This window comes from Escherichia sp. E3659 (assembly GCF_005781135.1).
Lineage (GTDB): Bacteria > Pseudomonadota > Gammaproteobacteria > Enterobacterales > Enterobacteriaceae > Escherichia.
Genome location: NZ_VATQ01000009.1, coordinates 179,431 through 205,583, shown reverse-complemented (window position 1 = coordinate 205,583; position 26,153 = coordinate 179,431). Strand labels below are relative to the sequence as shown.

At 48.5% G+C, this 26,153-nt stretch carries 22 protein-coding genes, 6 tRNA genes and 2 other RNA genes; 16 read left to right on the top strand and 14 right to left on the bottom strand.

The annotated features are described in order from the left end of the window. Positions 1-167: 167 nt before the first annotated feature. Positions 168-1,406, bottom strand: a complete 1,239-nt coding sequence (locus FEK47_RS10515; RefSeq protein ID WP_130216878.1) for an Nramp family divalent metal transporter — start codon at positions 1,404-1,406, stop codon at positions 168-170. A gap of 335 nt (positions 1,407-1,741) precedes the next feature. Here FEK47_RS10515 and nupC point away from each other — a divergent pair, with 335 nt between their 5' ends. Continuing rightward, complete coding sequence (nupC, locus tag FEK47_RS10510; protein WP_064526382.1) at positions 1,742-2,944, top strand: nucleoside permease NupC; 1,203 nt, start codon at positions 1,742-1,744, stop codon at positions 2,942-2,944. Between the two features lie 227 nt (positions 2,945-3,171). Here the strand turns inward: nupC and FEK47_RS10505 are convergent, their stop codons facing one another. From FEK47_RS10505 to FEK47_RS10490, 3 genes are all read right to left on the bottom strand, one after another. Then, the gene (locus tag FEK47_RS10505; RefSeq protein ID WP_135487459.1) at positions 3,172-5,361 is read right to left on the bottom strand and encodes a sensor domain-containing phosphodiesterase; all 2,190 of its coding nucleotides are present in this window, start codon (positions 5,359-5,361) and stop codon (positions 3,172-3,174) included. Between the two features lie 208 nt (positions 5,362-5,569). Continuing rightward, a tRNA-Ala gene (locus tag FEK47_RS10495) sits at positions 5,570-5,645 on the bottom strand. 39 nt (positions 5,646-5,684) lie between these two features. Beyond that, positions 5,685-5,760, bottom strand: a tRNA-Ala gene (locus FEK47_RS10490). Between the two features lie 220 nt (positions 5,761-5,980). Between FEK47_RS10490 and FEK47_RS10485 the strand changes: the two genes are divergently transcribed. After that, the gene (locus FEK47_RS10485; protein ID WP_130207360.1) at positions 5,981-6,340 is read left to right on the top strand and encodes a YfeC-like transcriptional regulator; all 360 of its coding nucleotides are present in this window, start codon (positions 5,981-5,983) and stop codon (positions 6,338-6,340) included. A gap of 1 nt (position 6,341) precedes the next feature. After that, positions 6,342-6,734, top strand: coding sequence for a YfeC-like transcriptional regulator (locus FEK47_RS10480; RefSeq protein ID WP_130216872.1), 393 nt, complete (start codon positions 6,342-6,344; stop codon positions 6,732-6,734). Positions 6,735-6,786: 52 nt separating this feature from the next. Here the strand turns inward: FEK47_RS10480 and gltX are convergent, their stop codons facing one another. Continuing rightward, positions 6,787-8,202, bottom strand: coding sequence for a glutamate--tRNA ligase (gene gltX / locus FEK47_RS10475; RefSeq protein WP_135487457.1), 1,416 nt, complete (start codon positions 8,200-8,202; stop codon positions 6,787-6,789). Between the two features lie 258 nt (positions 8,203-8,460). Here gltX and FEK47_RS10470 point away from each other — a divergent pair. The 6 genes from FEK47_RS10470 to FEK47_RS10445 all read left to right on the top strand — a co-directional run bounded on the left by FEK47_RS10470 (position 8,461) and on the right by FEK47_RS10445 (position 9,170). Then, positions 8,461-8,536, top strand: a tRNA-Val gene (locus FEK47_RS10470). 44 nt (positions 8,537-8,580) lie between these two features. Then, positions 8,581-8,656 (top strand) — tRNA-Val (locus FEK47_RS10465). A 46-nt stretch (positions 8,657-8,702) separates the two neighbouring features. After that, a tRNA-Val gene (locus FEK47_RS10460) sits at positions 8,703-8,778 on the top strand. Positions 8,779-8,782: 4 nt separating this feature from the next. Then, positions 8,783-8,858: transfer RNA gene (locus FEK47_RS10455), tRNA-Lys, on the top strand. A 24-nt stretch (positions 8,859-8,882) separates the two neighbouring features. Next, positions 8,883-9,014, top strand: a non-coding RNA gene (locus FEK47_RS10450) — RtT sRNA. Positions 9,015-9,044: 30 nt separating this feature from the next. Continuing rightward, a non-coding RNA gene (locus FEK47_RS10445) (RtT sRNA) lies at positions 9,045-9,170 on the top strand. Between the two features lie 49 nt (positions 9,171-9,219). Here the strand turns inward: FEK47_RS10445 and FEK47_RS10440 are convergent. The 5 genes from FEK47_RS10440 to FEK47_RS10420 form a co-directional block, all read right to left on the bottom strand. Continuing rightward, positions 9,220-10,104 carry a LysR family transcriptional regulator gene (locus FEK47_RS10440; RefSeq protein WP_130216870.1) on the bottom strand — a complete coding sequence of 295 codons (885 nt, stop codon included), beginning with the start codon at positions 10,102-10,104 and terminating at the stop codon, positions 9,220-9,222. A gap of 72 nt (positions 10,105-10,176) precedes the next feature. Continuing rightward, a complete protein-coding gene (locus FEK47_RS10435) occupies positions 10,177-11,433 on the bottom strand; it encodes a nucleoside permease (RefSeq protein ID WP_135487434.1) in 1,257 nt (418 codons plus the stop codon). A 58-nt stretch (positions 11,434-11,491) separates the two neighbouring features. Beyond that, positions 11,492-12,325: a xanthosine phosphorylase gene (gene xapA / locus FEK47_RS10430; protein ID WP_135487433.1), complete on the bottom strand. Its 834-nt coding sequence runs from the start codon at positions 12,323-12,325 to the stop codon at positions 11,492-11,494. Positions 12,326-12,556: 231 nt separating this feature from the next. After that, a complete protein-coding gene (locus FEK47_RS10425) occupies positions 12,557-13,486 on the bottom strand; it encodes a nucleoside 2-deoxyribosyltransferase (protein ID WP_130221979.1) in 930 nt (309 codons plus the stop codon). Between the two features lie 54 nt (positions 13,487-13,540). After that, positions 13,541-14,794: a nucleoside permease gene (locus FEK47_RS10420; protein ID WP_138183178.1), complete on the bottom strand. Its 1,254-nt coding sequence runs from the start codon at positions 14,792-14,794 to the stop codon at positions 13,541-13,543. 602 nt (positions 14,795-15,396) lie between these two features. Between FEK47_RS10420 and FEK47_RS10415 the strand changes: the two genes are divergently transcribed. Beyond that, positions 15,397-16,395: a bile acid:sodium symporter family protein gene (locus FEK47_RS10415; protein WP_130207366.1), complete on the top strand. Its 999-nt coding sequence runs from the start codon at positions 15,397-15,399 to the stop codon at positions 16,393-16,395. Here the strand turns inward: FEK47_RS10415 and FEK47_RS10410 are convergent. The 3 genes from FEK47_RS10410 to zipA all read right to left on the bottom strand — a co-directional run bounded on the left by FEK47_RS10410 (position 16,392) and on the right by zipA (position 19,678). Then, positions 16,392-16,610 (bottom strand): DUF3820 family protein, encoded by a 219-nt coding sequence (locus tag FEK47_RS10410; RefSeq protein ID WP_111948453.1) that lies wholly within the window; start codon positions 16,608-16,610, stop codon positions 16,392-16,394. The two genes, FEK47_RS10415 and FEK47_RS10410, sit on opposite strands and share 4 nt — an antisense overlap. A gap of 1 nt (position 16,611) precedes the next feature. Beyond that, complete coding sequence (gene ligA, locus FEK47_RS10405; protein ID WP_138183177.1) at positions 16,612-18,627, bottom strand: NAD-dependent DNA ligase LigA; 2,016 nt, start codon at positions 18,625-18,627, stop codon at positions 16,612-16,614. Between the two features lie 70 nt (positions 18,628-18,697). Further along, positions 18,698-19,678, bottom strand: coding sequence for a cell division protein ZipA (zipA, locus tag FEK47_RS10400; RefSeq protein ID WP_130221982.1), 981 nt, complete (start codon positions 19,676-19,678; stop codon positions 18,698-18,700). A gap of 229 nt (positions 19,679-19,907) precedes the next feature. Between zipA and cysZ the strand changes: the two genes are divergently transcribed. The 5 genes from cysZ (at position 19,908) to crr (ending at position 24,787) form a co-directional block, all read left to right on the top strand. Then, the gene (gene cysZ, locus FEK47_RS10395; protein WP_130207372.1) at positions 19,908-20,669 is read left to right on the top strand and encodes a sulfate transporter CysZ; all 762 of its coding nucleotides are present in this window, start codon (positions 19,908-19,910) and stop codon (positions 20,667-20,669) included. Positions 20,670-20,853: 184 nt separating this feature from the next. After that, positions 20,854-21,825, top strand: a complete 972-nt coding sequence (cysK, locus tag FEK47_RS10390) for a cysteine synthase A (RefSeq protein WP_000034402.1) — start codon at positions 20,854-20,856, stop codon at positions 21,823-21,825. A gap of 382 nt (positions 21,826-22,207) precedes the next feature. Then, on the top strand, positions 22,208-22,465 hold the full coding sequence (ptsH, locus tag FEK47_RS10385; RefSeq protein WP_000487600.1) for a phosphocarrier protein Hpr: 258 nt from the start codon (positions 22,208-22,210) through the stop codon (positions 22,463-22,465). Between the two features lie 44 nt (positions 22,466-22,509). Continuing rightward, a complete protein-coding gene (gene ptsI, locus FEK47_RS10380; protein ID WP_000623129.1) occupies positions 22,510-24,237 on the top strand; it encodes a phosphoenolpyruvate-protein phosphotransferase PtsI in 1,728 nt (575 codons plus the stop codon). Between the two features lie 40 nt (positions 24,238-24,277). Further along, positions 24,278-24,787: a PTS glucose transporter subunit IIA gene (gene crr, locus FEK47_RS10375; RefSeq protein WP_000522247.1), complete on the top strand. Its 510-nt coding sequence runs from the start codon at positions 24,278-24,280 to the stop codon at positions 24,785-24,787. 41 nt (positions 24,788-24,828) lie between these two features. Here the strand turns inward: crr and pdxK are convergent, their stop codons facing one another. Then, the gene (pdxK, locus tag FEK47_RS10370; RefSeq protein WP_135487431.1) at positions 24,829-25,680 is read right to left on the bottom strand and encodes a pyridoxine/pyridoxal/pyridoxamine kinase; all 852 of its coding nucleotides are present in this window, start codon (positions 25,678-25,680) and stop codon (positions 24,829-24,831) included. 103 nt (positions 25,681-25,783) lie between these two features. Between pdxK and FEK47_RS10365 the strand changes: the two genes are divergently transcribed. After that, positions 25,784-26,152 carry a YfeK family protein gene (locus tag FEK47_RS10365; protein WP_130221984.1) on the top strand — a complete coding sequence of 123 codons (369 nt, stop codon included), beginning with the start codon at positions 25,784-25,786 and terminating at the stop codon, positions 26,150-26,152. Position 26,153: the final 1 nt, after the last annotated feature.

Genomic DNA, 26,153 nt, shown 5'->3' with positions numbered 1-26,153 from the left:
GGATAATACAAGGTCGGATAAAGTGTTTACGCCGCATCCGCCAGTGGTGCCTGATGCGACGCTTGCGCGTCTTAGCAGGCCTACAAACCCGCTCCATTTAACGCGTAGGGCGGATAAGGCGTTTTACGCCGCATCCGCCAGTGGTGCCTGATGCGGCGCTCATTCAACTACAGCCCCAATGCCGTTCCCACCAACAACCAGATATTCAGCGTTACCACCAGCACCACAATCATCCAGCCGATTTGTTTAACCCATTTGCTATTCACCAGATCGCCCATCAACTTGCTGTCACTGGTGAAAATCAGCAGCGGCACCAGCGCCAGAGCAATACCAAAACTGAGCAGCACCTGACTCATAACCAGAATCCGTGTCGGATCTAATCCCATCAGAATGACAATAAATGACGGCAGCATGGTTACCGTACGGCGTACCCACAGCGGAATATGAAAGCGAATGAACCCCTGCATCACCACCTGCCCTGCCAACGTACCCACTACCGTTGACGAAAGCCCCGCCGCCACCAGACTTAAACCAAAAACCGTTGCCGCAGCATTACTTAACAGCGGTTGCAGCGTCAGGTAAGCCTCATCAAGGTCGGCAACACCAGTATGACCAGAAAAGTGAAACGCGGCGGCAGCCGTTGCCATCATCGCCAGATTGACAAAGCCAGCGATGGTCATGGCAATCGCCACATCCCATTTGGTCGCAGAGTAACGTTGCTGGCGTGAACCACCGTGTAGATGCTGGGTGAGCGAAGAGTGAAGATAAATCACATGCGGCATAATCGTCGCCCCTAACACGCCAGCCGCCAGGAAGACCGCTTCCGAAGTCGGTAAACTCGGTATCGCCATACCTTTGCTCAACTGCACCAGATTCGGTTGGGAGAAAATCAGCTCAACAATGTAGGCCGCCGCGACAAACAACAGAAGCCCACCAATCACTTTCTCCAGCGGTTTTTGCCCGCGACGTTGCAGCATTAAAATCAGGAAAGTGGCGATACCTGTCAGCACCGCCCCCTGCAATAAAGAAACACCAAGAATGAGTTTGAAACCGATCGCCGCACCAATAAATTCCGCCAGATCGGTCGCCATCGCAATAATTTCCGCCTGGACCCAATAGAACCAGACTACCGGACGTGGGTAGTGGTCGCGAATTTGCTCCGCCAGATTTTTACCAGTGGCAATCCCGAGTTTGGCCGAGAGGATCTGAATCAGCATCGCCATCAGGTTGGCCCAGACGACCACCCACAGCAGTTGATAGCCGAAGCTGGCGCCCGCCTGAATATTGGTCGCAAAGTTACCGGGATCGATATAACCAATTGCCGCAATGAACGCAGGTCCCATTAATGCGAGCCTCATCTTGCGCGCTGCCCGACCGCTGCTACTCTCAACGCGATAGTTCGTCATCTTGTGCCTCTAAAACATAGCCTTTGCTATGTTTCATGCTATGTCAAACGAGAATGATTATCAAATTCATTTAAATGGATTGTGGTGATTTCTCTGATAGACCAGGATTATGACTACGAAAAGATTGATGATTTGAATGTTATAATTATGTTTAATGTTAGCACATTTACATAACTTTCAGCTTCCATACACAACATAGCAAAAATGTATGACAGGTCACTATTTTTGAAGCTTGTCACAGGACGTCATTATAGTGTGTGTCAGATCTCGTTTTCCTTACCCATGTTACATAGAATGTGCACGGAAATTTAACCTGCCTCATATTTGGAGCAAATATGGACCGCGTCCTTCATTTTGTACTGGCACTTGCCGTTGTTGCGATTCTCGCACTGCTGGTAAGCAGCGACCGCAAAAAAATTCGTATCCGTTATGTTATTCAACTGCTTGTTATCGAAGTGTTACTGGCGTGGTTCTTCCTGAACTCCGACGTTGGTCTGGGCTTCGTGAAAGGCTTCTCCGAAATGTTCGAAAAACTGCTCGGATTTGCCAACGAAGGGACTAACTTCGTTTTTGGTAGCATGAATGATCAAGGCCTGGCATTCTTCTTCCTGAAAGTGCTATGCCCAATCGTCTTTATCTCTGCGCTGATCGGTATTCTCCAGCACATTCGCGTGTTGCCGGTGATTATCCGTGCAATTGGTTTCCTGCTCTCCAAAGTCAACGGCATGGGCAAACTGGAATCCTTTAACGCCGTCAGCTCCCTGATTCTGGGTCAGTCCGAGAACTTTATCGCCTATAAAGATATCCTCGGCAAAATCTCCCGTAATCGTATGTACACCATGGCAGCCACGGCGATGTCCACCGTTTCTATGTCCATCGTTGGTGCATACATGACCATGCTGGAACCGAAATACGTCGTTGCTGCGCTGGTACTGAACATGTTCAGCACCTTTATCGTGCTGTCGCTGATCAACCCTTACCGTGTTGATGCCAGTGAAGAAAACATTCAGATGTCCGACCTGCACGAAGGCCAGAGCTTCTTCGAAATGCTGGGTGAATACATTCTGGCAGGCTTCAAAGTGGCCATTATCGTTGCCGCAATGCTGATCGGCTTTATCGCCCTGATCGCTGCACTGAACGCTCTGTTTGCTACCGTGACTGGCTGGTTTGGCTACAGCATCTCCTTCCAGGGCATTCTGGGCTACATCTTCTATCCAATTGCATGGGTGATGGGTGTTCCTTCCAGTGAAGCACTGCAAGTTGGCAGCATCATGGCAACCAAACTGGTTTCCAACGAGTTCGTTGCAATGATGGATCTGCAGAAAATTGCTTCCACGCTCTCTCCGCGTGCTGAAGGTATCCTCTCTGTGTTCCTGGTATCCTTCGCTAACTTCTCTTCTATCGGGATTATCGCGGGTGCCGTTAAAGGCCTGAACGAAGAGCAAGGTAACGTGGTTTCTCGCTTCGGTCTGAAACTGGTTTACGGCTCTACGCTGGTGAGTGTGCTGTCTGCGTCAATCGCAGCACTGGTACTGTAAGTGAATCCATTAGAAAAGCCGGGGATAATTCCCCGGCTTCAGTTAGTTGACAACGTGCGCTTTGTTTATGCCGGATGCGGCGTAAATGCCCTACTAAGCCGACAAAACAACGCAAATTCAATAGATTGTGTTTCCATGCAGACCCGATAAGCGCAGCGCATCAGGCAATTGTCCGTTTGTCATCTACCTCAAATGCCGGGGATAATTCCCCGGCTTTTTTACGCCTGTTAATCAACTAATGGTTGCGGGCGACCAATTAAATACCCTTGCAGATATTGCACCCCGAGCTTATGCAATAGCGCCTGCTGCTGTTGCGTCTCGACAAACTCCGCGACCACACTCAATGACTTCGCTTTCGCCAGATCGGTAATTGATCTCACTATCATCGCATCCAGTGTATTAGTGACGATATCCTTAACGAAGACGCCATCAATCTTGATGATATCAGCCTGCAAACGTTTTAACCGTTCGTAGTTGGCATAGCCTGTGCCAAAGTCATCAATCGCAATACGGAAGCCAAACTTATGCAGTTGTTCGATATTGTACATACTGCTTTCTGCGTTAGAAAACGCCTGCTCCTCAGTGATCTCAATAATCACAGCCTCCGGAGAGACACGGTAACGTTTAAACAGACGAATAATTCGCCCGGCGATATTCTTTTGCAGAAGAGTGAGCGGCATTAAATTGACTGAAAAGCGCGGGCCTTTCTTGTCACAAGGGTGGGTTGCCAGCCACTTCAGCAGGGATTCCAGCACCTGTAAATCGAATCGCGCGCTAAGGTTAAATTGGGCAATAAGCGGCAAAAATTTATCAGGCGTCATTATGCCGCCGTCGTATTTCAGACGCGCAAGGATTTCATCGTAACCTTCTCCATCCTTGTTGCGAATTGGCTGGGCATAGAGCAGCAAATCACCCTTATCTAACGCCTTACGGATTGTATTGAGTAACAACACCTGCTTGGTTGTCTGCCCGGATGCAATCTCTTCTCGATTATCCAACGCCAGCACGTGATGATGAACGCAGGATTGTTCTGCCAGCCAGCTTAACTGCCCCAGCATTGGCTGCAGGGTATCCTGATTACCGTCAAAACGTCCCCAGGCAGCACCATAGCCCATATCCAGCCCGGTGTTGTTCCAGTGGATTTGCCGACTGTTGAGAACGTTAACCATATGCTGTAGCCGCCCTTCCGTTTCCGGCCCGGTCAGTACCAACAGCAATTCGCTCCCCGGCAATTGATACAACTTTTCGTTTTCCTGCATCAATGGCAGCAATGTACGGTAAATTGAGCGGATACAATGAACGCGCATTACTAACCCGTAATGGCGACTCATAAACTCAAGATTATCAATGCGCAGACAGCAAAAACTCTTACCAGCCTCTTGCTCCTGCGATTGCTCCAGTGCACGAAAGTTGGGTAATAGCGTTAACGGATCGGTCAGTGCCTGCAAATGCCAGCGACGGTTAAGCCATTCGCTACGATAATAAATGCGTACCATGTAAAGCAGGCAAACGCTAAAGGAAATCAGCACCGCGAGAATAAATGCCAGCGAATATTCTGTTTCCACCCCTTGTAAAAAATTCTGGTTGTAATTCAGGAGGAAAAGCGTCGATACAGCCCAGGTAAGATTTAAAAACGGATAACGAAGTTTACCGACACCAAGGGTAAAGATGATAAAGAAAACAGGTACCAGATAACCGGCGATAAAGTCGTTTTCATAAGGCGTGCACATCAAAAGTAGCAGAACGCTAAGAGCCCCCAGCCAACTTAAGGTAAATGTGCGTTTTTCTTTACTCAGCGACGGTGCGATATCTCTGCGCCACAATATCTGCGCAAAGTGAGGACTTACAATCATGCGAGTGAGATAGTAAAAGAGCATGTTGTAAATCAACACGGCGGTGAAAAGGCTTAGTAAATCAACGACCGTGAAAATCGCGTCGGCATCGCCGAAAAAGGTTGATATCTTTAGTGGGAAATCAAAGAACCTGCCCACGAGATACATGCTGCATTTGATGCCGAACGGCGTCACCAAACCAAGCCAGAAGAGACGTTGCCATACGTTTCGGGTGGTTAATCCATAGCGCCAACGCGTTCCCAACTGCCAGCGTAATATTGCGCAGGCACATAGCACAGCAAACGTCTGGCTGCCAAGCATGACGGCGGTTTGCAAAAATGAGAGATGAAAATTCCACAGATTGGTGCAAAACATTCCGCATAAAACAGGAACGACACCGCGCCAGCCGAAGATAAAGAATATTGATAGCATTACGCACAGCGGCATCCACGCCAGGAAAATATAGTTGGAGTGGATAACAGCAAGTGGCGATATAAAACGGGATAGCTGAATAAGTACCACGGTGAGCGTAAACGCTAGTGCAAATATCTTGATATTTTTTATCAGGTTATGCTCCACAAACATGAGTACACTACTCTCACTGATCGGGGTTTTAAGGCACACAAATAATAAGTTTATTCGCATCGCGAAGCAAACAGGGACCGACCTGTTGCCGATATTTCATCCAATGCTGTTTCCAACAGGCAACACTAACCTGGGAGGTAGACTGTATTACAAAAGCGGCAAAAAGCAGAGACAAAAAACCCCCGCTTCGCAGCGAGGGTTTGAAATTTGGTGGAGCTAAGCGGGATCGAACCGCTGACCTCTTGCATGCCATGCAAGCGCTCTCCCAGCTGAGCTATAGCCCCACGAGTCGTTTACGTACCAAATTTGCTGGGTGCAAAATTTGGTGGAGCTATGCGGGATCGAACCGCAGACCTCCTGCGTGCAAAGCAGGCGCTCTCCCAGCTGAGCTATAGCCCCATCACGTAAAGCTTGTCGAGTTGACGGGCGGCATCATATGAATTCCGCCCGAATGTGTCAACGGCAAATTGCAAGGCGTAGTTTCAATCGCTGAAAAATCAGGCAAATGAACTATTTTGGATAGTCGCTCGCATTCAGTAGTTATTCCTGTCACGGTTTCTTGTAAAGTGGTGTTATAAAATGAACCACTAATAGACCCGCAATCATTCAGGGAATTGTTATGTTCAAGGAGAGGATGACGCCAGATGAACTTGCCAGGCTGACCGGTTATAGCCGCCAGACCATTAATAAATGGGTACGCAAGCAAGGCTGGACGACATCACCAAAACCAGGTGTCCAGGGTGGCAAGGCCCGACTGATTCACGTCAATAAACAAGTTCGTGAATATATTCGTAATGCAGAACGTCCGGACGATCAAAGAGAAGCTCCTGAACTGTCTGCCGATACGCCGCTTGAAGTGCTGCTGGTGACGCTGGCGAAAGAGATGACGCCTCTTGAACAAAAACAGTTTACATCCTTGCTTCTGCGGGAAGGGATTATCGGATTATTACAACGCTTAGGGATTCGCGACAGCAAATAATATGAAAAGATTACGTAATAAAATGACCACCGAAGAGCTGGCGGAATGCCTGGGTGTGGCTAAACAAACTGTTAACCGTTGGATCAGAGAAAAGGGCTGGAGAACGGAAAAATTTCCCGGCGTGAAAGGAGGTCGTGCCAGACTTATTCTGGTCGATTCGCAGGTTTGCGAGTTTATTCAGAACACACCTGCGTTCCATAACACACCAATGTTGATGGAAGCTGAAGAGAGAATTGCTGAATACGCTCCTGGAGCACGCGCCCCGGCGTATCGACAAATCATCAACGCGATAGATAATATGACAGACATTGAGCAGGAAAAAGTCGCGCAATTTTTGTCACGTGAAGGAATTCGCAATTTCCTCGCCCGTCTCGATATTGACGAATCAGCATAAATAAAAAAACGGCAGGATATTATCTCCTGCCGTTTATCTTTTTATACGCTAATTACTGCTGATTTTCGCGTTCAGCAATAAAGGCCAGCGCTTTGTTGATACGCTCAATGCTACGTGTCTTACCGATCGCGTGAACGGTAACATCCAGTGCCGGGGACTGCCCTGCACCGGTAACGGCGACACGCAGCGGCATCCCAACTTTACCCATGCCCACTTCCAGTTCATCCGCCGTTGCCTGAATCGCGTGGTGAACATTTTCCGCCGTCCAGTCAGTGATAGCAGACAGTTTATCGCGCACTACTTCCAGCGGCTGACGCGCTACCGGACGCAGATGTTTTTTCGCGGCGTCGGCATCGAACTCAGCAAAATCTTCGTAGAAATAGCGGCAGCTTTGCGCCATCTCTTTCAGCGTTTTGCAGCGTTCGCCCAGCAGTTTCACCAGCTCAGCAAGCTGCGGGCCGTTACAGGTATCAATATTTTCCTGCTCAATGTGCCACTGTAAGTGAGTAGCCACATACTCCGGCGGCAGCGCGTTAATATAGTGATGGTTCAACCACAGCAGTTTGTCAGTGTTGAACGCACTGGCAGATTTGCTGACGGCATTCAGGGTGAAGTATTTGATCATCTCTTCACGAGTGAAGATTTCCTGATCGCCGTGGGACCAGCCCAGACGCACCAGATAGTTCAGCAGTGCTTCTGGCAGATAGCCGTCGTCGCGGTACTGCATTACGCTGACTGCACCGTGACGTTTGGACAATTTTTTACCGTCATCACCGTTGATCATAGAAACGTGCGCGTAAACCGGCACCGGCGCTTTCAGGGCCTTAAGAATGTTGATCTGGCGTGGCGTGTTGTTGATATGGTCTTCACCACGGATGACGTGAGTAATTTCCATATCCCAGTCGTCGACAACCACACAGAAGTTATAGGTCGGAGAACCATCGGTACGGCGGATAATCAGATCATCCAGCTCCTGATTGCTGAACTCGATCGGACCACGGATCTGATCGTCAAAAACAACGGAACCTTCCTGTGGGTTAGCAAAACGTACAACGCACGGTTCATCATCAGCGTGATGTTCATGGCTGTGGCGGCAACGGCCGTCATAACGCGGCTTCTCGCCTTTTGCCATCTGCTCTTCACGCAGCGCTTCGAGGCGCTCTTTAGAGCAGTAGCATTTATAGGCAGTACCCTCTTCCAGCATCTGATCGATAACCGCGTTATAGCGATCGAAACGTTTGGTCTGGAAGTACGGGCCTTCATCCCACTCCAGACTCAGCCAGTTCATGCCATCCATAATGGCTTCGATAGCTTCCGGCGTGGAACGCTCAAGATCGGTGTCTTCAATACGCAGCACGAACTCACCGCCGTGGTTACGTGCAAAAAGCCAGGAGTAAAGAGCAGTACGCGCGCCGCCAACGTGCAGATAGCCTGTTGGGCTTGGCGCGAAGCGAGTTTTGATTTTCATGAAATGGCCTTACGTTTAGAAAGATGCCGACAACCGGCAAATCCTGGAAAAATTGAGTGGGCGATATTCTATCACTCCCGCCTGATTCCTCAATGTAGTTCGGGTTGCTACCTTACGCATTATTGTTTTCGTTGACAAATTGCGCAACACGGTCTGTTTTGCGATCACCTTGCTTAAATTTACGACGAACGAACAATTTCTTTAGAAAATGCGTTGACTCATTTCCAACTCTCCCTATAATGCGACTCCACACAGCGGGGGTGATTAGCTCAGCTGGGAGAGCACCTCCCTTACAAGGAGGGGGTCGGCGGTTCGATCCCGTCATCACCCACCAACTACTTTATGTAGTCTCCGCCGTGTAGCAAGAAATTGAGAAGTGGGTGATTAGCTCAGCTGGGAGAGCACCTCCCTTACAAGGAGGGGGTCGGCGGTTCGATCCCGTCATCACCCACCACTTTCTCGCCAGCTAAATTTCTTGTAAAAATGTGAAGTACCGAAGTGGGTGATTAGCTCAGCTGGGAGAGCACCTCCCTTACAAGGAGGGGGTCGGCGGTTCGATCCCGTCATCACCCACCACTTCGGGTCGTTAGCTCAGTTGGTAGAGCAGTTGACTTTTAATCAATTGGTCGCAGGTTCGAATCCTGCACGACCCACCAATGTAAAAAAGCGCCCTAAAGGCGCTTTTTTGCTATCTGCGATATTCAAAGATTCGAACCTGCAGCAGGTTCGAGTTGAGCGCAGCGAAACAACGGAGCCGCTCGCGGCGACGGCCCGAAGGGCGAGCGAAGCGAGTCATCCTGCACGACCCACCAATGTAAAAAGGCGCCCTAAAGGCGCTTTTTTGCTATCTGCGATACTCAAAGATTCGAACCTGCAGCAGGTTCGGGTTGAGCGCAGCGAAACAACGGAGCCGCTTGCGGCGACGGCCCGAAGGGCGAGCGAATCGAGTCATCCTGCACGACCCACCAATGTAAAAAGGCGCCCTAAAGGCGCTTTTTTGCTATCTGCGATATTCCTTCACGCGATCAAAGCATTAACCAACCTCTCCAGCGCAGGCGTCGCGTGTTGCTGTTCATAGACAATATACAGATCTGCCGGAATACGTTCTTCCAGTGGACGAAATACCACACCGGGCCAACTCATCTGGGCATAGCTATCTGCCATTAATGTCACGCCCAATCCCATACTGATCATCGCCAGCACAGTTTGCGGCTCTACGGCCTCCCGGACGATCATCGGTGAAAAACCTGCCTGCTGACAAACGCGCTGTAAAAACGCCCAGTCAGAATGGACGGAAGGCAGCGTTACAAAGTATTCATTGCGTAATGCAGTTAGCGGGATAGCATCTCGCGATGCCAGATGATGGTCTTGCGGAATAGCAACCAGAAAAGAGGATTCATGTAAGCGTAAGCTGGTAAACCCCGTGGTTGGTTCAATCGCCATCCGCCAGATACCCGCATCCAGTTCCCGCCGCTCCAGCAACGCCATTTGCATGCCTGGTGATTTTTCACGAAATGAGACATGAACATTGGGGCATTCTTTCAGAAAGCACCGCATCGCCGGACGCATTCGCCCCCACATTGCTGTTCCCACCACGCCCAGCTCAATCCGCCCTGCCTCACCGCGACCAATCTGCTCAACCCGTGCCATCGCCTGACTGGCATTCGCCAGTAACCGTCGTGATTCTTCCAGTAAAATTTTTCCCGCATGAGTGAGCGCCACACTGCGCGAATGACGAACGAACAGCAACGTGCCCAGTTGTTGTTCCAGATCTTTAATATGAATACTTAATGGCGGCTGCGACATATTGAGCCGCGCAGCCGCCCGCCCAAAGTGAAGTTCTTCTGCAACCGCAAGAAAATAGCGCAATAACTTGAGATCAATACGATGTGTACTTTCCATGATTATTGCGCTCCATAAGTTTGGTAAGGCTCCAAATCTAGCACATTGCAATAAAGGTCAACCCCGTTTACATCAGTGAGCTAATGATTTTTGTGCCATTTTTTCAGGTTCATGCTTATAACGGAAAAACAGGGCAAAGATCACTGCCAGGGCCAGCGCATACGCAGCAAATACCAACCAGATAGTTTGCCAGTCTTTCACACCATCAACCGTGAAATAGTCAACCGCCATACCACTCAGAAGAGAGCCGATCCACGCCCCAACGCCGTTGACCATCGTCATAAATAAGCCCTGAGCGCTGGCGCGAATACTGGAATCCACTTCCTGTTCGACAAACACTGAACCTGAGATATTAAAAAAGTCGAACGCACAGCCATACACAATCATCGATAACAACAATAATACAAAGCCACCTGGCGATGGGTCGCCAAAGGCAAAGAAGCCAAAGCGTAATGTCCACGCGACCATACTCATCAACATGACGGTTTTTATGCCAAAACGCTTCAGGAAGAAGGGAATAGTAAGAATGAAGCCGACTTCCGCCATTTGCGAAACAGAGAGCAGGATGGAAGGATATTTCACCACGAAGCTATCAGCAAATTCAGGGTTACGAGCAAAATCATGCAGGAACGGGTTACCAAAAACGTTAGTAATTTGTAGTACCGCACCTAATAACATGGCAAATAAAAAGAAAATCGCCATACGCGGATTTTTAAATAACACAAACGCATCCAGACCTAATTTACTGGAAAGCGTAGTGCTGATTTTATGCTCCGCCACTGGAATTTTCGGTAGCGTTAATGCATAGACCGCTAACACTAAAGAAGCACCAGAAGCAATATACAGCTGCAAACTACTTAACTCCAGATGCAATAAACTCACCAGCCACATGGCGACAATAAATCCCACAGTGCCATAAACACGGATTGGCGGAAAACAGGTTACCGGATCTAATCCGGCCTGGGCCAGACACGAATAAGAAACACTATTGGATAATGCAATAGTGGGCATGAACGCCATTGCGTTAAGCAACATTATCCAGAACATCATATTCGGTTCAGTCACGGAGGCGGCATAAAAAAGTACCCCGGCGCAAATAAAGTGGCACAGCATATAGGTACGTTCAGCTCGTAACCATTTATCTGCAATAATACCCATAATGGCTGGAATGATAATAGCCGCAATGCCTTTAGAGCTGTATGCCATACCAACATCAGCCCCGGTAAAATGTAAGGTGTTTATCATGTAAGAGCCGAGGGTAACTAACCAACTCCCCCAGATAAAATATTGCAGAAAAGACATAATCTTTAAACGCGTTGCGATATTCATTTTTGGTTTCCTTATCGCAGTGAGATGGCCCCATCCGCGAGGCCATTTTTTATTGCTTTCAGGCGATTTTGCGTAAGAATCCGCAAATCAGATTGATAAAGTTTTGCCGGGATAATTCCGCTGCAGCCAGCGTTTGGGCATGTGACAATTTCACATCGCTTAAACCTTCCGCCATATTAGTTATTGCAGACACAGCAACGACTTTCATTTCGCTATGACGTGCGGTAATCACTTCAGGCACTACAGACATACCCACAACGTCACCGCCAATCATCTGCATCATGCGTATTTCTGCCGCCGTTTCGAAGTTAGGCCCTGGATAAGAAACAAAAACGCCCTCTGGGAGCGGAAAACCTTCTTCCTGCGCGACGGACTGCAAAACGGCCCGATAATCAGCATCATAAGCGTTCGCTAATGAGAAAAAGCGCTCGCCGAAGCGATCATCATTAAGGCCTGTCATCGGTGTGCCTGGCATCGTGTTGATGTGATCTTTCAGCGCAACCAAACTGCCCGCCCTAACTTCCGGGCGAAGCGAGCCTGCAGCATTAGTGCAGAACAACAACTCACAGCCCAGCAACTTGAACGTACGAATCGCATCAGTCATGACTGTCATTCCACGGCCCTCATAAAAATGGCCACGACCTTTCATGCAAGCTACAGGCACACCAGAGAGCATGCCGAGGACCAACTCTCCTGCGTGACCATGTACGGTACTCACCGGAAATCCCGGCAAATCGCTATAAGAAATAGCGACCGCACCTTCAATCTGTTCAGCCAACGCACCCAGCCCCGAACCAAGAATAAACGCAACGCGTGGGGTAAAGTTTGGTTTGTGGCGACGAATGATATCTGCGCAATACCACGGGTTTTGTGAAAAATGAGATTGGGTCATGGAAAGTCCTTGTAATAAACATTATTCGTTAAATATGTGTCACTTCTTCTTATAACGAGAAAAAGTCGTGACTGACCAATACATTTGCCAGAGATATTCAATATATTTTTTAAATCGATCATACCGTCCCCCGGCAGAGAGATATAACGACGGTATAATTTATTTTGGTAGTTAATTTAAAAAGTTGATTATCAGGCAATCACTCACCTGATAATCAAGAAGAATAAACTATTACATTTCTTTGTTGTCAATCAATGCTTCAAGCTCTGCAAATGAATGTGCCACCGTTGATGACCAGGTTATCATTAAATTTAGATAATCGGTCGTCAGTGCAGACTGATATTTTTGTTGCTTACTACAATAAATAATCGATTGCTGCCCTAATGCATAGGCAATGCCATTCATAATACCGGTGTCAACATTCGGCTCAAAGGTATCAGAATAAAAAATGGCTTGTCTGGATTTTCTTAAATTATCAATATCAGTCGCAATATCATTCATGTTGTCACCAACGATAAATGTTTTACCCACACTAACGATCGCGTCTTTGATATTCTCCAGTAAGCCCCGAGATGGTTCTGTATACATAAAGTTAGGATCAAGATAGTAATCATACTCAATGGGCAGTGGAGTAACGGGTATAGCTGGAGTAATCGTCGTGCCGAAGTCGGCAATTAAATTTTGCTGAAATATTTGCAATGCACGATTGATGATGTCTGATGTTTGTTCACGATAGTTGCTGATACTGGCATCAGAATCTGACACTGATACAACTTTTGCTACATAATTTATCAGCTTACTTATAGGGTAAAACTCTGAAGAGTTACCTGCCGCCCATAAGAGAAAGTCGGTCGTAACCAGATGTACCGGCATTCCTGAAGCCCATGCATAGCCCACTTCCCACGCACAACCGGAATCATAGGTTCCGCCATCGAAATAACCGATAACCCCAACGCTGTTGTCCATATTCGCGACATCGTTAACAAAAATCTCCTCTTCACTGGAGGCACCGGCATCATCACGATAAGGAAGAAAAGTATGAATCAAGGGCGGTAACAGACCATCGTCAATCCATTGATCGATGATGTCATTTAAATTTAAAGCATCTAATCGCCAGGGTGCACAATAGACCCGACATTGGTTATACAATTGATTTGCCATAACATCCTCCTTTACGAATCCTGTAAAACATTATTAATTTTGATAAATACCGTATCAGGCGTAATGACTGGACGTCGTCGTGGCACCGTTGTGTTTATATTTAAACAACACCATAAATGCGAGAGCAAGAACCAGTGAATACCCAGCAAATACCAGCCAAATGGTTGCCCATTGCGGGTTACCATCCGTTGTTAAATAATCGACGACTTTGCCACTAATAAAACCACCCAGAATACAACCAAAACCATTGGCCATCATCAGGAATACGCCCTGAGCACTATTACGGATCGAGGGATCAACTTCTTGTTCAACAAATACCGAGCCAGATATATTGAAGAAGTCAAAGGCACAGCCATAAACAATCATCGAAAGAATTAACAGAATAGTACCGCCGAATGAAGGATCGCCATAAGCGAATAAACCAAAGCGCAGCATCCAGGCAATCATGCTCATCAGCATGACATTTTTAATACCATATTTTTTCAGAAAAAAGGGAATAGCAAGAATGAAACAAACTTCGGATATCTGAGAAATCGATAACAAAATAGAAGCATGGGTGACAACAAAACTATTGGCAAACTCTGGAACACTCTCGAAGCTGTGGAGAAAAGTATTTCCAAACATTCCGGTAATCTGTAATTCTGCCCCAAGCAGCATGGCAAAGATAAAGAAAATAGCCATTTTGCTATTTTTGAACAGTGCAAATGCACGCAGCCCGAGAACGTCTATTATTCCTTGGGCCTGGTTAGATTTAGCCACCGGTACAACGGGTAATGTCAACGTAAACAGACTTAACCCTAATGAAGCCGCCGCTCCGATATACAATTGCATATGACTTAATTCAAAACCAGCCAGACTTACTGCCCACATCGCAACAATAAATCCGATCGTTCCCCAGATGCGTATTGGTGGAAACTCAGTCACAATATCCATACCCGCATTTTGTATACGGTAATAGGAAATCGTATTACTCAAGCCAAGCGTTGGCATATAAACGAGAGAGTTAAGTAAAATGACAATGAACATTGCCGAAGGTGTTGTAACAGATGCCGCGATAAATAATGTTACCGCGCCAAAAAAGTGACAAGCGGCATAAATCCATTTAGCGCTAATCCATTTATCTGCCACAATGCCAAATAGTGTTGACGTTATCACCGCTGCAATACCCAATGTACTGTAGACTGCACCAATATCTTCTCCTTTGAAGCGCAGCGTAATAAACATATAAGAACCAAATGTGTTTAGCCAACTTCCCCACAAAAAGAATTGCAGAAATGAAAGAAATTTTAACTGTAGTTTTAGATTCACCGTCGTCCCCTTCGATTTGAGCCTCCCCTTTAAATATCCTGAAACACATCAAATTTACCAATATCTTTTATTGTAATGATCAATTGCGATTTGATATCGATTCTGAAAACATTAAGAAAGCCACCCTATTATTGCGTAATGATCATGAGTTTTTAGATAAACCACTAACCCAGTAACAGCAACACTAAACAATCACATCGAAAATATATGAGGCAATCACATTCATGATATTTATTGTTCGCGTGAAATATACAATTAAAAGGCAGTTCCTGTTATTAAACCTGAGTCTGCCCTCATAGTTTTACCGCACCGTTAATAATAAAGTGAGTGAAACGCTCTCTCCGGGTGACATTCTTTATTCAATATAATACCCGTTCTAAAACCAGCGCTGATCATGCTAAAACTGCTATGTACATCAGTAGTAATAACCTTCTGTGATTTTTTCGGCTGTCACATAGTTCCCTCAGTTAACGGCCCCTATTTGCCAACCAGGCGAAGCTCCCCCCTGACTTCCCATTACCACGCACAAATTGATAAGCAATTCAGTTTTATTTATCAATCAGAACAACGCACAATGAAAGCATCGGTCATCTGGAGTCTTTATGAAACTTTTTCGTATCCTCGATCCTTTCACTTTAACCCTGATCACGGTGGTATTGCTGGCTTCTTTCTTTCCGGCCAGAGGCGGTTTTGTCCCCTTCTTTGAAAATCTGACCACGGCAGCTATTGCCCTGTTGTTCTTTATGCACGGTGCGAAGCTGTCGCGTGAGGCGATAATTGCTGGCGGTAGTCACTGGCGATTGCATTTGTGGGTAATGTGCAGCACCTTCGTACTGTTTCCGATTCTGGGCGTACTGTTTGCCTGGTGGAAACCGGTAAATGTCGATCCGATGCTCTATTCCGGTTTTCTCTATTTGTGCATTCTCCCGGCTACCGTGCAGTCTGCAATCGCCTTTACTTCAATGGCGGGCGGCAATGTCGCGGCGGCGGTTTGTTCTGCGTCGGCATCCAGCCTGCTGGGGATTTTCCTTTCGCCGTTGCTGGTCGGTCTGGTAATGAATATCCACGGAGCAGAAGGCAGTCTGGAACAGGTCGGTAAGATTATGTTGCAACTACTGCTGCCGTTCGTGCTGGGACATCTTTCTCGCCCGTGGATTGGTAACTGGGTAGCACGCAATAAAAAGTGGATAGCAAAAACCGACCAGACATCCATTCTTTTGGTCGTTTATACGGCATTCAGCGAAGCCGTCGTTAACGGCATCTGGCACAAAGTCGGTTGGGGTTCGCTGCTGTTTATTGTGGTAGTTAGCTGCGTATTGCTGGCTATTGTGATTGTGATTAACGTCTTTATGGCGCGTCGACTGGGTTTCAATAAGGCGGATGAAATCACTATCGTCTTCTGTGGCTCGAAAAAGAGTCTGGCGAATGGTATTCCGATGGCGAACATTCTGTTCCCCACATCGGTGATCGGTATGATGGTACTGCCGTTGATGATTTTCCATCAGATCCAACTGATGGTTTGCGCGGTACTGGCGCGTCGTTATAAGCGCCAGACCGAGCAACTGCAGGCGCAGCAGGAAAGCAGCGCCGGAAAAGTTTAAAGCGGACGTTTCAGGGGCTGGACCAGTTGCGTCAGCCCCTCGGTTTTAATCAGCAACGTGATTTGCATTAACTCACCAAGTTTGCCTGCCGGAAACTCATCTTTGCGGGCAAACCACAGCAGATACTCTTCCGGCAGGTCAATTAAGCGACGCCCTTTGTACTTGCCAAACGGCATCACCGTATTGGCAATTTCAATCAGCTGCTCTTTCTCCACCTCAGCTCCCCAGCAAACGCAGCATTTCCGCTTCGTCGATGACTTCAATGCCCAGTTCCTGCGCCTTCGCCAGTTTAGAGCCTGCAGCTTCTCCGGCAATCACCAGATCGGTTTTCTTCGACACGCTGCCCGCCACTTTCGCGCCCAGTTCGACCAGTCGAGCTTTAGCGTCATCACGCGACATCTGACTTAAGCTACCGGTGAGCACCACAGTTTTACCGGCAAACGGGCTGTCGATCTCTTCCGCGTTAATCACCACCGGCGCAGGCCAGTGAACGCCTTCCGCCAACAGCTCACTGATGACATTGCGGTTGCTTTCTTCGGCAAAGAAGTTGTGAACATGAGATGCCACCACGATCCCGACGTCTGGCACTTTTTGCAGCTCTTCAATCGAGGCTGATTCCAGCGCTTCCAGCGTACCAAAATATGCCGCCAGACCTGCTGCGGTAGCCTCACCGACTTCACGGATGCCAAGGGCATAGAGGAAGCGGGCAAAGGTGGTTTCTTTCGCTTTTTCCAGCGCGTTAACCACATTTTGTGCCGATTTCGGCCCCATTCGCTCCAGCCCGGTAAGTTTGCCTGCGGTGAGTTTGAACAGGTCCGCCGGAGTGTGGACGTATTCTTTTTCAACCAGCTGGTCGATAATTTTGTCACCCATGCCATCAACGTCCATCGCACGACGGGAAACAAAGTGTTTCAGCGATTCTTTACGTTGAGCACCGCAAATCAGGCCACCAGTACAGCGGGCCACGGCTTCGCCTTCTACACGTTCCACGTCAGAACCACATACCGGACAATGCGTCGGGAATACAACCTCACGGGTATCTTCCGGGCGTTCAGAAAGCACGACGTTAACCACTTGTGGGATCACGTCACCTGCGCGGCGAATCACCACTTTATCGCCAATGCGTAAACCGAGACGTTCAATTTCGTCGGCGTTATGCAGTGTGGCGTTGCTCACCAGCACGCCTGCAACATGGACAGGCTCCAGACGCGCAACGGGCGTAATTGCACCTGTACGCCCAACCTGAAACTCTACATCACGCACAAAAGTCATTTGTTCCTGCGCCGGAAATTTAAACGCAACAGCCCAGCGCGGGGCGCGGGAAACAAAGCCAAGTTGCTCCTGCTGCGCCAACGAGTTGACCTTAATGACTACACCGTCAATATCAAAGCCCAGCGTCGGGCGGTCTTCTTCCACTTTGTGGTAAAACGCCAACACATCTTCTGCTGATTCGCAAAGCGTTACCCGATCGCTGACTGGTAATCCCCACGCTTTAAACTGCATTAAGCGGCCCAGATGAGTGTCCGGCAATTCGCCACCTTCCAGTACGCCAACGCCATAGCAGAAGAAAGTAAGCGGTCGCTTCGCAGTGATACGCGGATCAAGCTGGCGCAGAGAACCTGCCGCCGCATTACGTGGGTTAGCAAACACTTTTCCGCCCGTGCGTCGCGCCTCTTCGTTAATCTTCTCAAAGCCCGCCTGCGGCAGGAACACTTCACCACGCACTTCCAGACGTGCTGGAATATTCTCACCATGCAGTTTCAGCGGAATGGCGCGAATGGTACGCACGTTAGACGTGATGTCTTCCCCGGTGGTGCCATCGCCACGGGTCGCAGCGCTTACCAATACACCATTCTCATACAGAATGCTGACGGCAAGCCCATCGAGCTTTAACTCGCAGCACCAGGTCACTTTTTCGTTGCTTTTCAGACGATCCTGTACGCGTTTGTTGAAAGCGAGAAAACTCTCTTCATCAAATACGTTATCCAGGGACAGCATTGGCACTTCATGACGGATCTGGCTAAAGGCTGCCAGCGGCGCAGCACCTACACGTTGGGTAGGTGAATCAGGGGTAATCAGCTCTGGATGTTTGGCTTCCAGCTCACGCAACTCGCGCATCAGCCTGTCGTATTCAGCGTCGGGAATTTCCGGCGCATCCATCACATGATAAAGATATTCATGGTGGCGAAGCGTCGTTCGCAGTTCTGTCAGTTGTCGTTCGATTGATTCCATATCGCACCATCAATGCTAAAAACCCCCGACAAGCGGGGGTTCGAAAAGAAGTTAATTTGCCCTAAGTGTATCAGGCGTTGGCGTCTTTGACTTCGCGGATGATGTCCTGATACTCGCGCAGTTTCTGCGGAGTCATCATACGGCGCTGATCGTCAAGCACTACGCCGCCTACTTCATCGGCAATATGCTGCGCAGATTGCAGCATCAGCTTGAAGTTTTGCAGTTCATCACCGTAAGACGGCACCTGCATGAAGATAGTGACACCCGGCGTTGTGAAATCCTTCATTTCAGGATCAAAGGTTCCCGGTTTCACCATATTCGCCAGGCTGAATAACGCCGGGCCGCTGCCATCCGGGCTAAGATGGCGATGATAAATATTCATATCGCCAAAGATAAAGCCCGCCTGTTGAATGCTATTAAGAAGCAGTTCGCCGTTCAGCTCGCTACCGTGATGCGCAGCGACGTTCATGATGATCACCGCTTCTTTGCGCTTCGGCTTATCCATCACAGGCGCTGGTTCAGCTACAGGTTCAGGCTGCGGTGCCGCTACAGGTTCCGCGGTCTGGAAAGTAGGCTGCGGAGCTGGAGGCACCTGCGAAGCAACCGGCTGTTCAGGCTGCGGCGGATAAGCCGGCTGCTGTACTGGCTGCGGTTGTTGCACTGGCTGCGGTTGCTGAACAGGCTGCGCTGAATGCGGAGCATGTTGCGGCGGTACCTGCGCTTCAGGCGGCTGCTGAACCGGTTGACGCGGTTGCGCAGACGCATAAGGCGGTTGGTACTGGTGTTGCGGCGACGGACGAGCAGCCTCATGCTCCTGGGCGTTAGCCGGGGCATGATTTACGCGGTGAACACGAACCTCACCAACGCCCTCATCATCTTCGACATCCTCGTCATAAGAATCGTCGTCACGTTTTGACTTCATTCGTTTTAGTGGCCGATCGCGAAACATAGAAGATCGTTCTTTACGGCTGGTCCAGAAACCATGTACCAGTAAAGCGATTATGGCGATCGCGCCAACAATGATTAATATCAGACGCAAATCCTGCATCATTATATTCTCTGTTGTTCTAACACCTTGCCACCACGGCAAACATTTACTCACTAAGAGTATTTGTCGATTACCTCAAGTGCAAGTGCACTATTAACTTTCACAGCACAAAGATAGATGAAATCGTGCTTTTTGCTGGTTTTTCGAACATATCCTAACTGTCCATTGCGCAAATACCCGGTAAAATACGCAGAACTTTCCTGGGATTGGTCAAAAGGAGCATATCCTGATTATGGTTTCAACATTCACATCTGCCTCACGCAGCGGTTTTTACTATTTTGCGCAAGGCTGGAAGCTCGTCTCGCAACCTGGGATTCGCCGTTTTGTCATCTTACCGCTGTTGATCAATATCTTGTTGATGGGAGGCGCGTTCTGGTGGCTCTTTAGCCAGCTGGATGTTTGGATCCCGTCGTTAATGAGTCACGTACCTGACTGGCTGCAATGGTTGAGCTATTTGCTGTGGCCTGTAGCGGTTATCTCCGTGCTACTGGTTTTTGGCTATTTTTTCTCCACCATCGCCAACTGGATTGCCGCACCATTTAACGGTTTGTTGGCTGAACAACTGGAAGCAAGACTGACTGGCGCTACGCCACCGGATACCGGTATCTTCGGCATCATGAAAGATGTGCCGCGGATTATGAAACGTGAATGGCAAAAGTTTGCCTGGTATCTGCCGCGCGCGATTGTATTGCTGATCCTTTACTTCATCCCTGGCATTGGGCAAACCGTCGCACCGGTGCTGTGGTTCCTGTTCAGCGCCTGGATGTTAGCCATCCAGTACTGCGACTATCCGTTCGATAACCACAAAGTGCCATTCAAAGAGATGCGCACTGCCCTGCGCACGCGCAAAATCACTAATATGCAGTTTGGTGCTTTAACCAGCTTGTTCACGATGATCCCGGTACTCAACCTGTTCATCATGCCGGTGGCCGTTTGTGGTGCGACGGCGATGTGGGTCGATTGCTACCGCGCTAAACATGCATTATGGCGGTAACAATTTACCGATTATTTTGTAAACATTATGTGTGGAACAGGGGTGGCTTATGCCACCCCTTATTCCATCTTGCGAGCCATTATTTCCCTTCTGCATATAGATATGCTAAATCCTTACTTCCGCATATTCTCTGAGCGGGTATGCTACCTGTTGTATCCCAATTTCATACAGTTAAGGACAGGCCATGAGTAAGATTTTTGAAGATAACTCGCTGACTATCGGTCACACACCGCTGGTTCGCCTGAATCGCATCGGTAACGGACGTATTCTGGCGAAGGTGGAATCCCGAAACCCCAGCTTCAGCGTTAAGTGCCGTATCGGTGCCAATATGATTTGGGATGCCGAAAAGCGCGGCGTACTGAAGCCGGGCGTTGAGTTGGTGGAGCCAACCAGTGGCAATACCGGGATTGCACTGGCGTATGTGGCTGCCGCTCGCGGTTATAAACTCACTCTGACCATGCCGGAAACCATGAGTATTGAACGCCGCAAGCTGCTCAAAGCGTTAGGTGCAAACCTGGTGCTGACCGAAGGTGCTAAAGGCATGAAAGGTGCGATTCAAAAAGCGGAGGAAATTGTTGCCAGCAATCCAGAAAAATACTTGCTGCTGCAACAATTCAGCAATCCGGCAAACCCGGAAATTCATGAAAAAACCACCGGCCCGGAGATCTGGGAAGATACTGACGGTCAGGTCGATGTGTTTATTGCTGGTGTCGGCACTGGCGGTACGCTGACCGGCGTCAGCCGCTACATTAAAGGCACCAAAGGCAAGACTGACCTCATCTCTGTCGCCGTTGAACCAACCGACTCTCCTGTTATCGCCCAGGCGCTGGCAGGTGAAGAAATCAAACCCGGGCCGCATAAAATCCAGGGCATCGGTGCTGGCTTTATCCCGGCTAACCTTGATCTCAAACTGGTCGACAAAGTTATTGGCATCACCAATGAAGAAGCCATCTCTACTGCGCGTCGCCTGATGGAAGAAGAAGGCATTCTTGCCGGGATCTCTTCCGGCGCGGCTGTTGCTGCAGCGTTGAAACTACAAGAAGATGAAAGCTTTACCAATAAGAATATTGTGGTTATTCTACCATCATCGGGTGAGCGTTATTTAAGCACTGCACTGTTTGCCGATCTCTTTACTGAGAAAGAACTGCAACAGTAATGCCAGCTTGTTAAAAATGCGTAAAAAAGCACCTTTTCAGGTGCTTTTTTGTGGCCTGCTTCAAACTTTCAACCCTCCTGGCATTGATTCAACTTGTCGGAACTGGTATTTAACCTGACTAATTATTTTGATGCGCGAAATTAATCGTTACAGGAAAAGCCTTAGCTGAATCGATTTTATGATTTGGTTCAAGTCTTCCTTTAGCGGCATAATGTTTAATGATGAACGAAACGTCAGCGGCCAACATCCGCCAGCAATGGACTGTATAGAGCACTTCGTGCGTCGCGTCTGTTAAAACTGGCGCTAACAATACAGGCTAAAGTCGAACCGCCAGGCTAGACTTTAGTTCCACAACACTAAACCTATAAGTTGGGGAAATACAATGTTCCAGCAAGAAGTTACCATTACCGCTCCGAACGGTCTGCACACCCGCCCTGCTGCCCAGTTTGTAAAAGAAGCTAAGGGCTTCACTTCTGAAATTACTGTGACTTCTAACGGCAAAAGCGCCAGCGCCAAAAGCCTGTTCAAACTGCAGACTCTGGGCCTGACTCAAGGCACCGTTGTGACTATCTCTGCAGAAGGCGAAGACGAGCAAAAAGCGGTTGAACATCTGGTTAAACTGATGGCGGAACTCGAGTAATTTCCCGGGTTCTTTTAAAAATCAGTCACAAGTAAGGTAGGGTTATGATTTCAGGCATTTTAGCATCCCCGGGTATCGCTTTCGGTAAAGCTCTGCTTTTGAAAGAAGACGAAATCGTCATTGACCGGAAAAAAATTTCTGCCGACCAGGTTGATCAGGAAGTTGAACGTTTTCTGAGCGGTCGTGCCAAGGCATCTGCCCAGCTGGAAACGATCAAAACGAAAGCTGGTGAAACGTTCGGTGAAGAAAAAGAAGCCATCTTCGAAGGGCATATTATGTTGCTCGAAGATGAGGAGCTGGAGCAGGAAATCATAGCCCTGATTAAAGATAAGCACATGACCGCTGATGCAGCTGCTCATGAAGTTATCGAAGGTCAGGCTTCTGCCCTGGAAGAACTGGATGACGAATACCTGAAAGAGCGTGCGGCTGACGTACGTGATATCGGTAAGCGCCTGCTGCGCAACATCCTTGGGCTGAAGATCATCGACCTGAGCGCCATTCAGGATGAAGTAATCCTGGTTGCCGCTGACCTGACGCCGTCTGAAACCGCACAGCTAAACCTGAAGAAGGTGCTGGGTTTCATCACCGACGCGGGTGGCCGGACTTCCCACACCTCTATCATGGCGCGTTCTCTGGAACTGCCAGCCATCGTGGGTACCGGTAGCGTCACCTCTCAGGTGAAAAACGACGACTATCTGATTCTGGATGCCGTAAACAATCAGGTTTACGTCAATCCAACCAATGAAGTTATTGATAAACTGCGCGCCGTTCAGGAGCAAGTTGCTTCTGAAAAAGCAGAGCTTGCTAAACTGAAAGATCTGCCAGCAATTACGCTGGACGGTCACCAGGTCGAAGTGTGCGCTAACATCGGTACTGTTCGTGACGTTGAAGGTGCAGAGCGTAACGGCGCTGAAGGCGTTGGTCTGTATCGTACCGAATTCCTGTTCATGGACCGTGACGCGCTGCCAACCGAAGAAGAACAGTTTGCGGCTTACAAAGCGGTGGCTGAAGCGTGTGGCTCACAGGCAGTTATTGTTCGTACCATGGACATTGGCGGCGATAAAGAGCTGCCGTACATGAACTTCCCGAAAGAAGAGAACCCGTTCCTCGGCTGGCGCGCTATCCGTATCGCGATGGATCGTAAAGAGATCCTGCGCGATCAGCTTCGCGCTATCCTGCGTGCCTCTGCTTTCGGTAAATTGCGCATCATGTTCCCGATGATCATCTCTGTTGAAGAAGTGCGTGCACTGCGCAAAGAGATCGAAATCTACAAACAGGAACTGCGCGACGAAGGTAAAGCGTTTGACGAGTCAATTGAAATTGGCGTAATGGTGGAAACACCGGCTGCCGCGACAATTGCGCGTCATTTAGCCAAAGAAGTTGATTTCTTTAGTATCGGCACCAATGATTTAACGCAGTACACTCTGGCAGTTGACCGTGGTAATGATATGATTTCACACCTTTACCAGCCAATGTCACCGTCCGTGCTGAACTTGATCAAGCAAGTTATTGATGCTTCTCATGCTGAAGGCAAATGGACAGGTATGTGTGGTGAGCTTGCTGGCGATGAACGTGCTACACTTCTGTTGCTGGGGATGGGTCTGGACGAATTCTCTATGAGCGCCATTTCTATCCCGCGCATTAAGAAGATTATCCGTAACACGAACTTCGAAGATGCGAAGGTGTTAGCAGAGCAGGCTCTTGCTCAACCGACAACGGACGAGTTAATGACGCTGGTTAACAAGTTCATTGAAGAAAAAACAATCTGCTAATCCACGAGATGCGGCCCAATTTACTGCTTAGGAGAAGATCATGGGTTTGTTCGATAAACTGAAATCTCTGGTTTCCGACGACAAGAAGGATACTGGAACTATTGAGATCATTGCTCCGCTCTCTGGCGAGATCGTCAATATCGAAGACGTGCCGGATGTCGTTTTTGCGGAAAAAATCGTTGGTGATGGTATTGCTATCAAACCAACTGGTAACAAAATGGTCGCTCCGGTTGACGGCACCATTGGTAAAATCTTTGAAACCAACCACGCGTTCTCCATCGAATCTGATAGCGGCGTTGAGTTGTTCGTTCACTTCGGTATCGACACTGTTGAACTGAAAGGCGAAGGCTTCAAGCGTATTGCTGAAGAAGGTCAGCGCGTGAAAGTTGGCGATACTGTGATTGAATTCGATCTCCCGCTGCTGGAAGAGAAAGCCAAGTCTACCCTGACTCCGGTTGTTATCTCCAACATGGACGAAATCAAAGAACTGATCAAACTGTCCGGTAGCGTGACTGTGGGTGAAACTCCGGTTATTCGCATCAAGAAGTAATTCTTGCCGCAGTGAAAAATGGCGCCAATCGGCGCCATTTTTTATGCTTCCGCCAACGGCGGCAAAATCAATTCATCGCTCTCATGTTGCTGGGTGTAGCGCATCACCTCCAGCACGCGTAAGCCTGCGCTATGTACCGCGTCAGTTAATCCCTTACCTTTCAACAATCCACTGATAAGCTGGGCACAAAACAGATCGCCTGTACCTTTCAGATCGGTTTTTACCCGAGAATGGGAAATGACATTCACGCTGTCGGCACTGACCACCACCACCTGCATCTCCTGATTTTCTTCGTTACCAGAGGCGCTGGTAATAACCACCCATTTTAATGTGTCTGAAAGCAAACTTTTTGCTGCGGCAATGGCGCTGTCGAGATCGCGGCAGTTTTTACCGGTCAGGATTTCCAACTCAAAGATATTTGGCGTAATTCCCTGCGCCAGTGGCAACAAATATTGCCGATACGCCTCCGGAAGATCAGGTTTGACGTAGATACCGCTATCAATATCGCCAATGACCGGATCGACCATAATCAATAAGTCAGGATGATTTTCGCGTAATACAGTCAGCCACTCGGCAAGTATTTTGATTTGCGACGCGGTTCCCATATAACCGGTGGTGACAGCGCGCAGCTGGCGCAGCGCATCACGCTCCTGTAGTGCACGTAAATAGCCGCTAAACCATTCGTCAGGAATCGCACCACCGTAGAACGTATCATAATGTGGCGTATTGCTGAGCAACACGGTCGGCACGGCAAAGACATTCAGGCCGTTCTGTTTAATAGCAGGCACGGCAATGCTGTTGCCTACGCTGCCATACACCACCTGCGACTGCACAGCGACAATATCCGCCTGCAACGCTCTGCCCTTATCGTTAAACAACAACAAACTACTCATTTAATTTTTCTCCTTGCCGATGATCCTCATCGCATCCCAACCGAAACTTTACCTGATTTTGGCAGTCAAATCGGCTATCCCAAAACAAGGATATGGTAATTCAGTGAAGAAAATCATTTGTCTGGTCATTACGCTGCTAATGACACTCCCCGCTTACGCGAAGTTAACTGCCCACGAAGAAGCCCGCATCAACGCCATGCTGGATGGATTAGCACAGAAAAGGGATTTGATATTTGTGCGCAACGGTGATGAACATACCTGCGATGAAGCAGTTTCGCATCTGAAGTTGAAGCTCGGCAACACACGCAACCGCATTGATACCGCCGAGCAGTTTATTGATAAGGTGGCTTCGTCATCATCGATTACCGGTAAGCCTTACATCGTGAAGATGCCCGGTAAGAGCGATGAAAATGCGCAACCTTTTTTACATGCGCTGATTGCGCAGACGGATAAAACGGTGCCTGCGCAATAAT

Excerpts from the sequence above, each read along its gene's own strand:
- ligA (WP_138183177.1), bottom strand. The coding sequence starts at position 18,627 with ATGGAATCAATCGAACGACAACTGACAGAACTGCGAACGACGCTTCGC.
- zipA (WP_130221982.1), bottom strand. The coding sequence starts at position 19,678 with ATGATGCAGGATTTGCGTCTGATATTAATCATTGTTGGCGCGATCGCC.
- cysZ (WP_130207372.1), top strand. The coding sequence starts at position 19,908 with ATGGTTTCAACATTCACATCTGCCTCACGCAGCGGTTTTTACTATTTT.
- pdxK (WP_135487431.1), bottom strand. The coding sequence starts at position 25,680 with ATGAGTAGTTTGTTGTTGTTTAACGATAAGGGCAGAGCGTTGCAGGCG.
- nupC (WP_064526382.1), top strand. The coding sequence starts at position 1,742 with ATGGACCGCGTCCTTCATTTTGTACTGGCACTTGCCGTTGTTGCGATT.
- FEK47_RS10485 (WP_130207360.1), top strand. The coding sequence starts at position 5,981 with ATGTTCAAGGAGAGGATGACGCCAGATGAACTTGCCAGGCTGACCGGT.
- cysK (WP_000034402.1), top strand. The coding sequence starts at position 20,854 with ATGAGTAAGATTTTTGAAGATAACTCGCTGACTATCGGTCACACACCG.
- gltX (WP_135487457.1), bottom strand. The coding sequence starts at position 8,202 with ATGAAAATCAAAACTCGCTTCGCGCCAAGCCCAACAGGCTATCTGCAC.
- FEK47_RS10515 (WP_130216878.1), bottom strand. The coding sequence starts at position 1,406 with ATGACGAACTATCGCGTTGAGAGTAGCAGCGGTCGGGCAGCGCGCAAG.
- FEK47_RS10440 (WP_130216870.1), bottom strand. The coding sequence starts at position 10,104 with ATGGAAAGTACACATCGTATTGATCTCAAGTTATTGCGCTATTTTCTT.
- FEK47_RS10415 (WP_130207366.1), top strand. The coding sequence starts at position 15,397 with ATGAAACTTTTTCGTATCCTCGATCCTTTCACTTTAACCCTGATCACG.
- crr (WP_000522247.1), top strand. The coding sequence starts at position 24,278 with ATGGGTTTGTTCGATAAACTGAAATCTCTGGTTTCCGACGACAAGAAG.
- ptsI (WP_000623129.1), top strand. The coding sequence starts at position 22,510 with ATGATTTCAGGCATTTTAGCATCCCCGGGTATCGCTTTCGGTAAAGCT.
- FEK47_RS10435 (WP_135487434.1), bottom strand. The coding sequence starts at position 11,433 with ATGAATATCGCAACGCGTTTAAAGATTATGTCTTTTCTGCAATATTTT.
- ptsH (WP_000487600.1), top strand. The coding sequence starts at position 22,208 with ATGTTCCAGCAAGAAGTTACCATTACCGCTCCGAACGGTCTGCACACC.
- FEK47_RS10505 (WP_135487459.1), bottom strand. The coding sequence starts at position 5,361 with ATGTTTGTGGAGCATAACCTGATAAAAAATATCAAGATATTTGCACTA.
- FEK47_RS10480 (WP_130216872.1), top strand. The coding sequence starts at position 6,342 with ATGAAAAGATTACGTAATAAAATGACCACCGAAGAGCTGGCGGAATGC.
- xapA (WP_135487433.1), bottom strand. The coding sequence starts at position 12,325 with ATGACCCAATCTCATTTTTCACAAAACCCGTGGTATTGCGCAGATATC.
- FEK47_RS10425 (WP_130221979.1), bottom strand. The coding sequence starts at position 13,486 with ATGGCAAATCAATTGTATAACCAATGTCGGGTCTATTGTGCACCCTGG.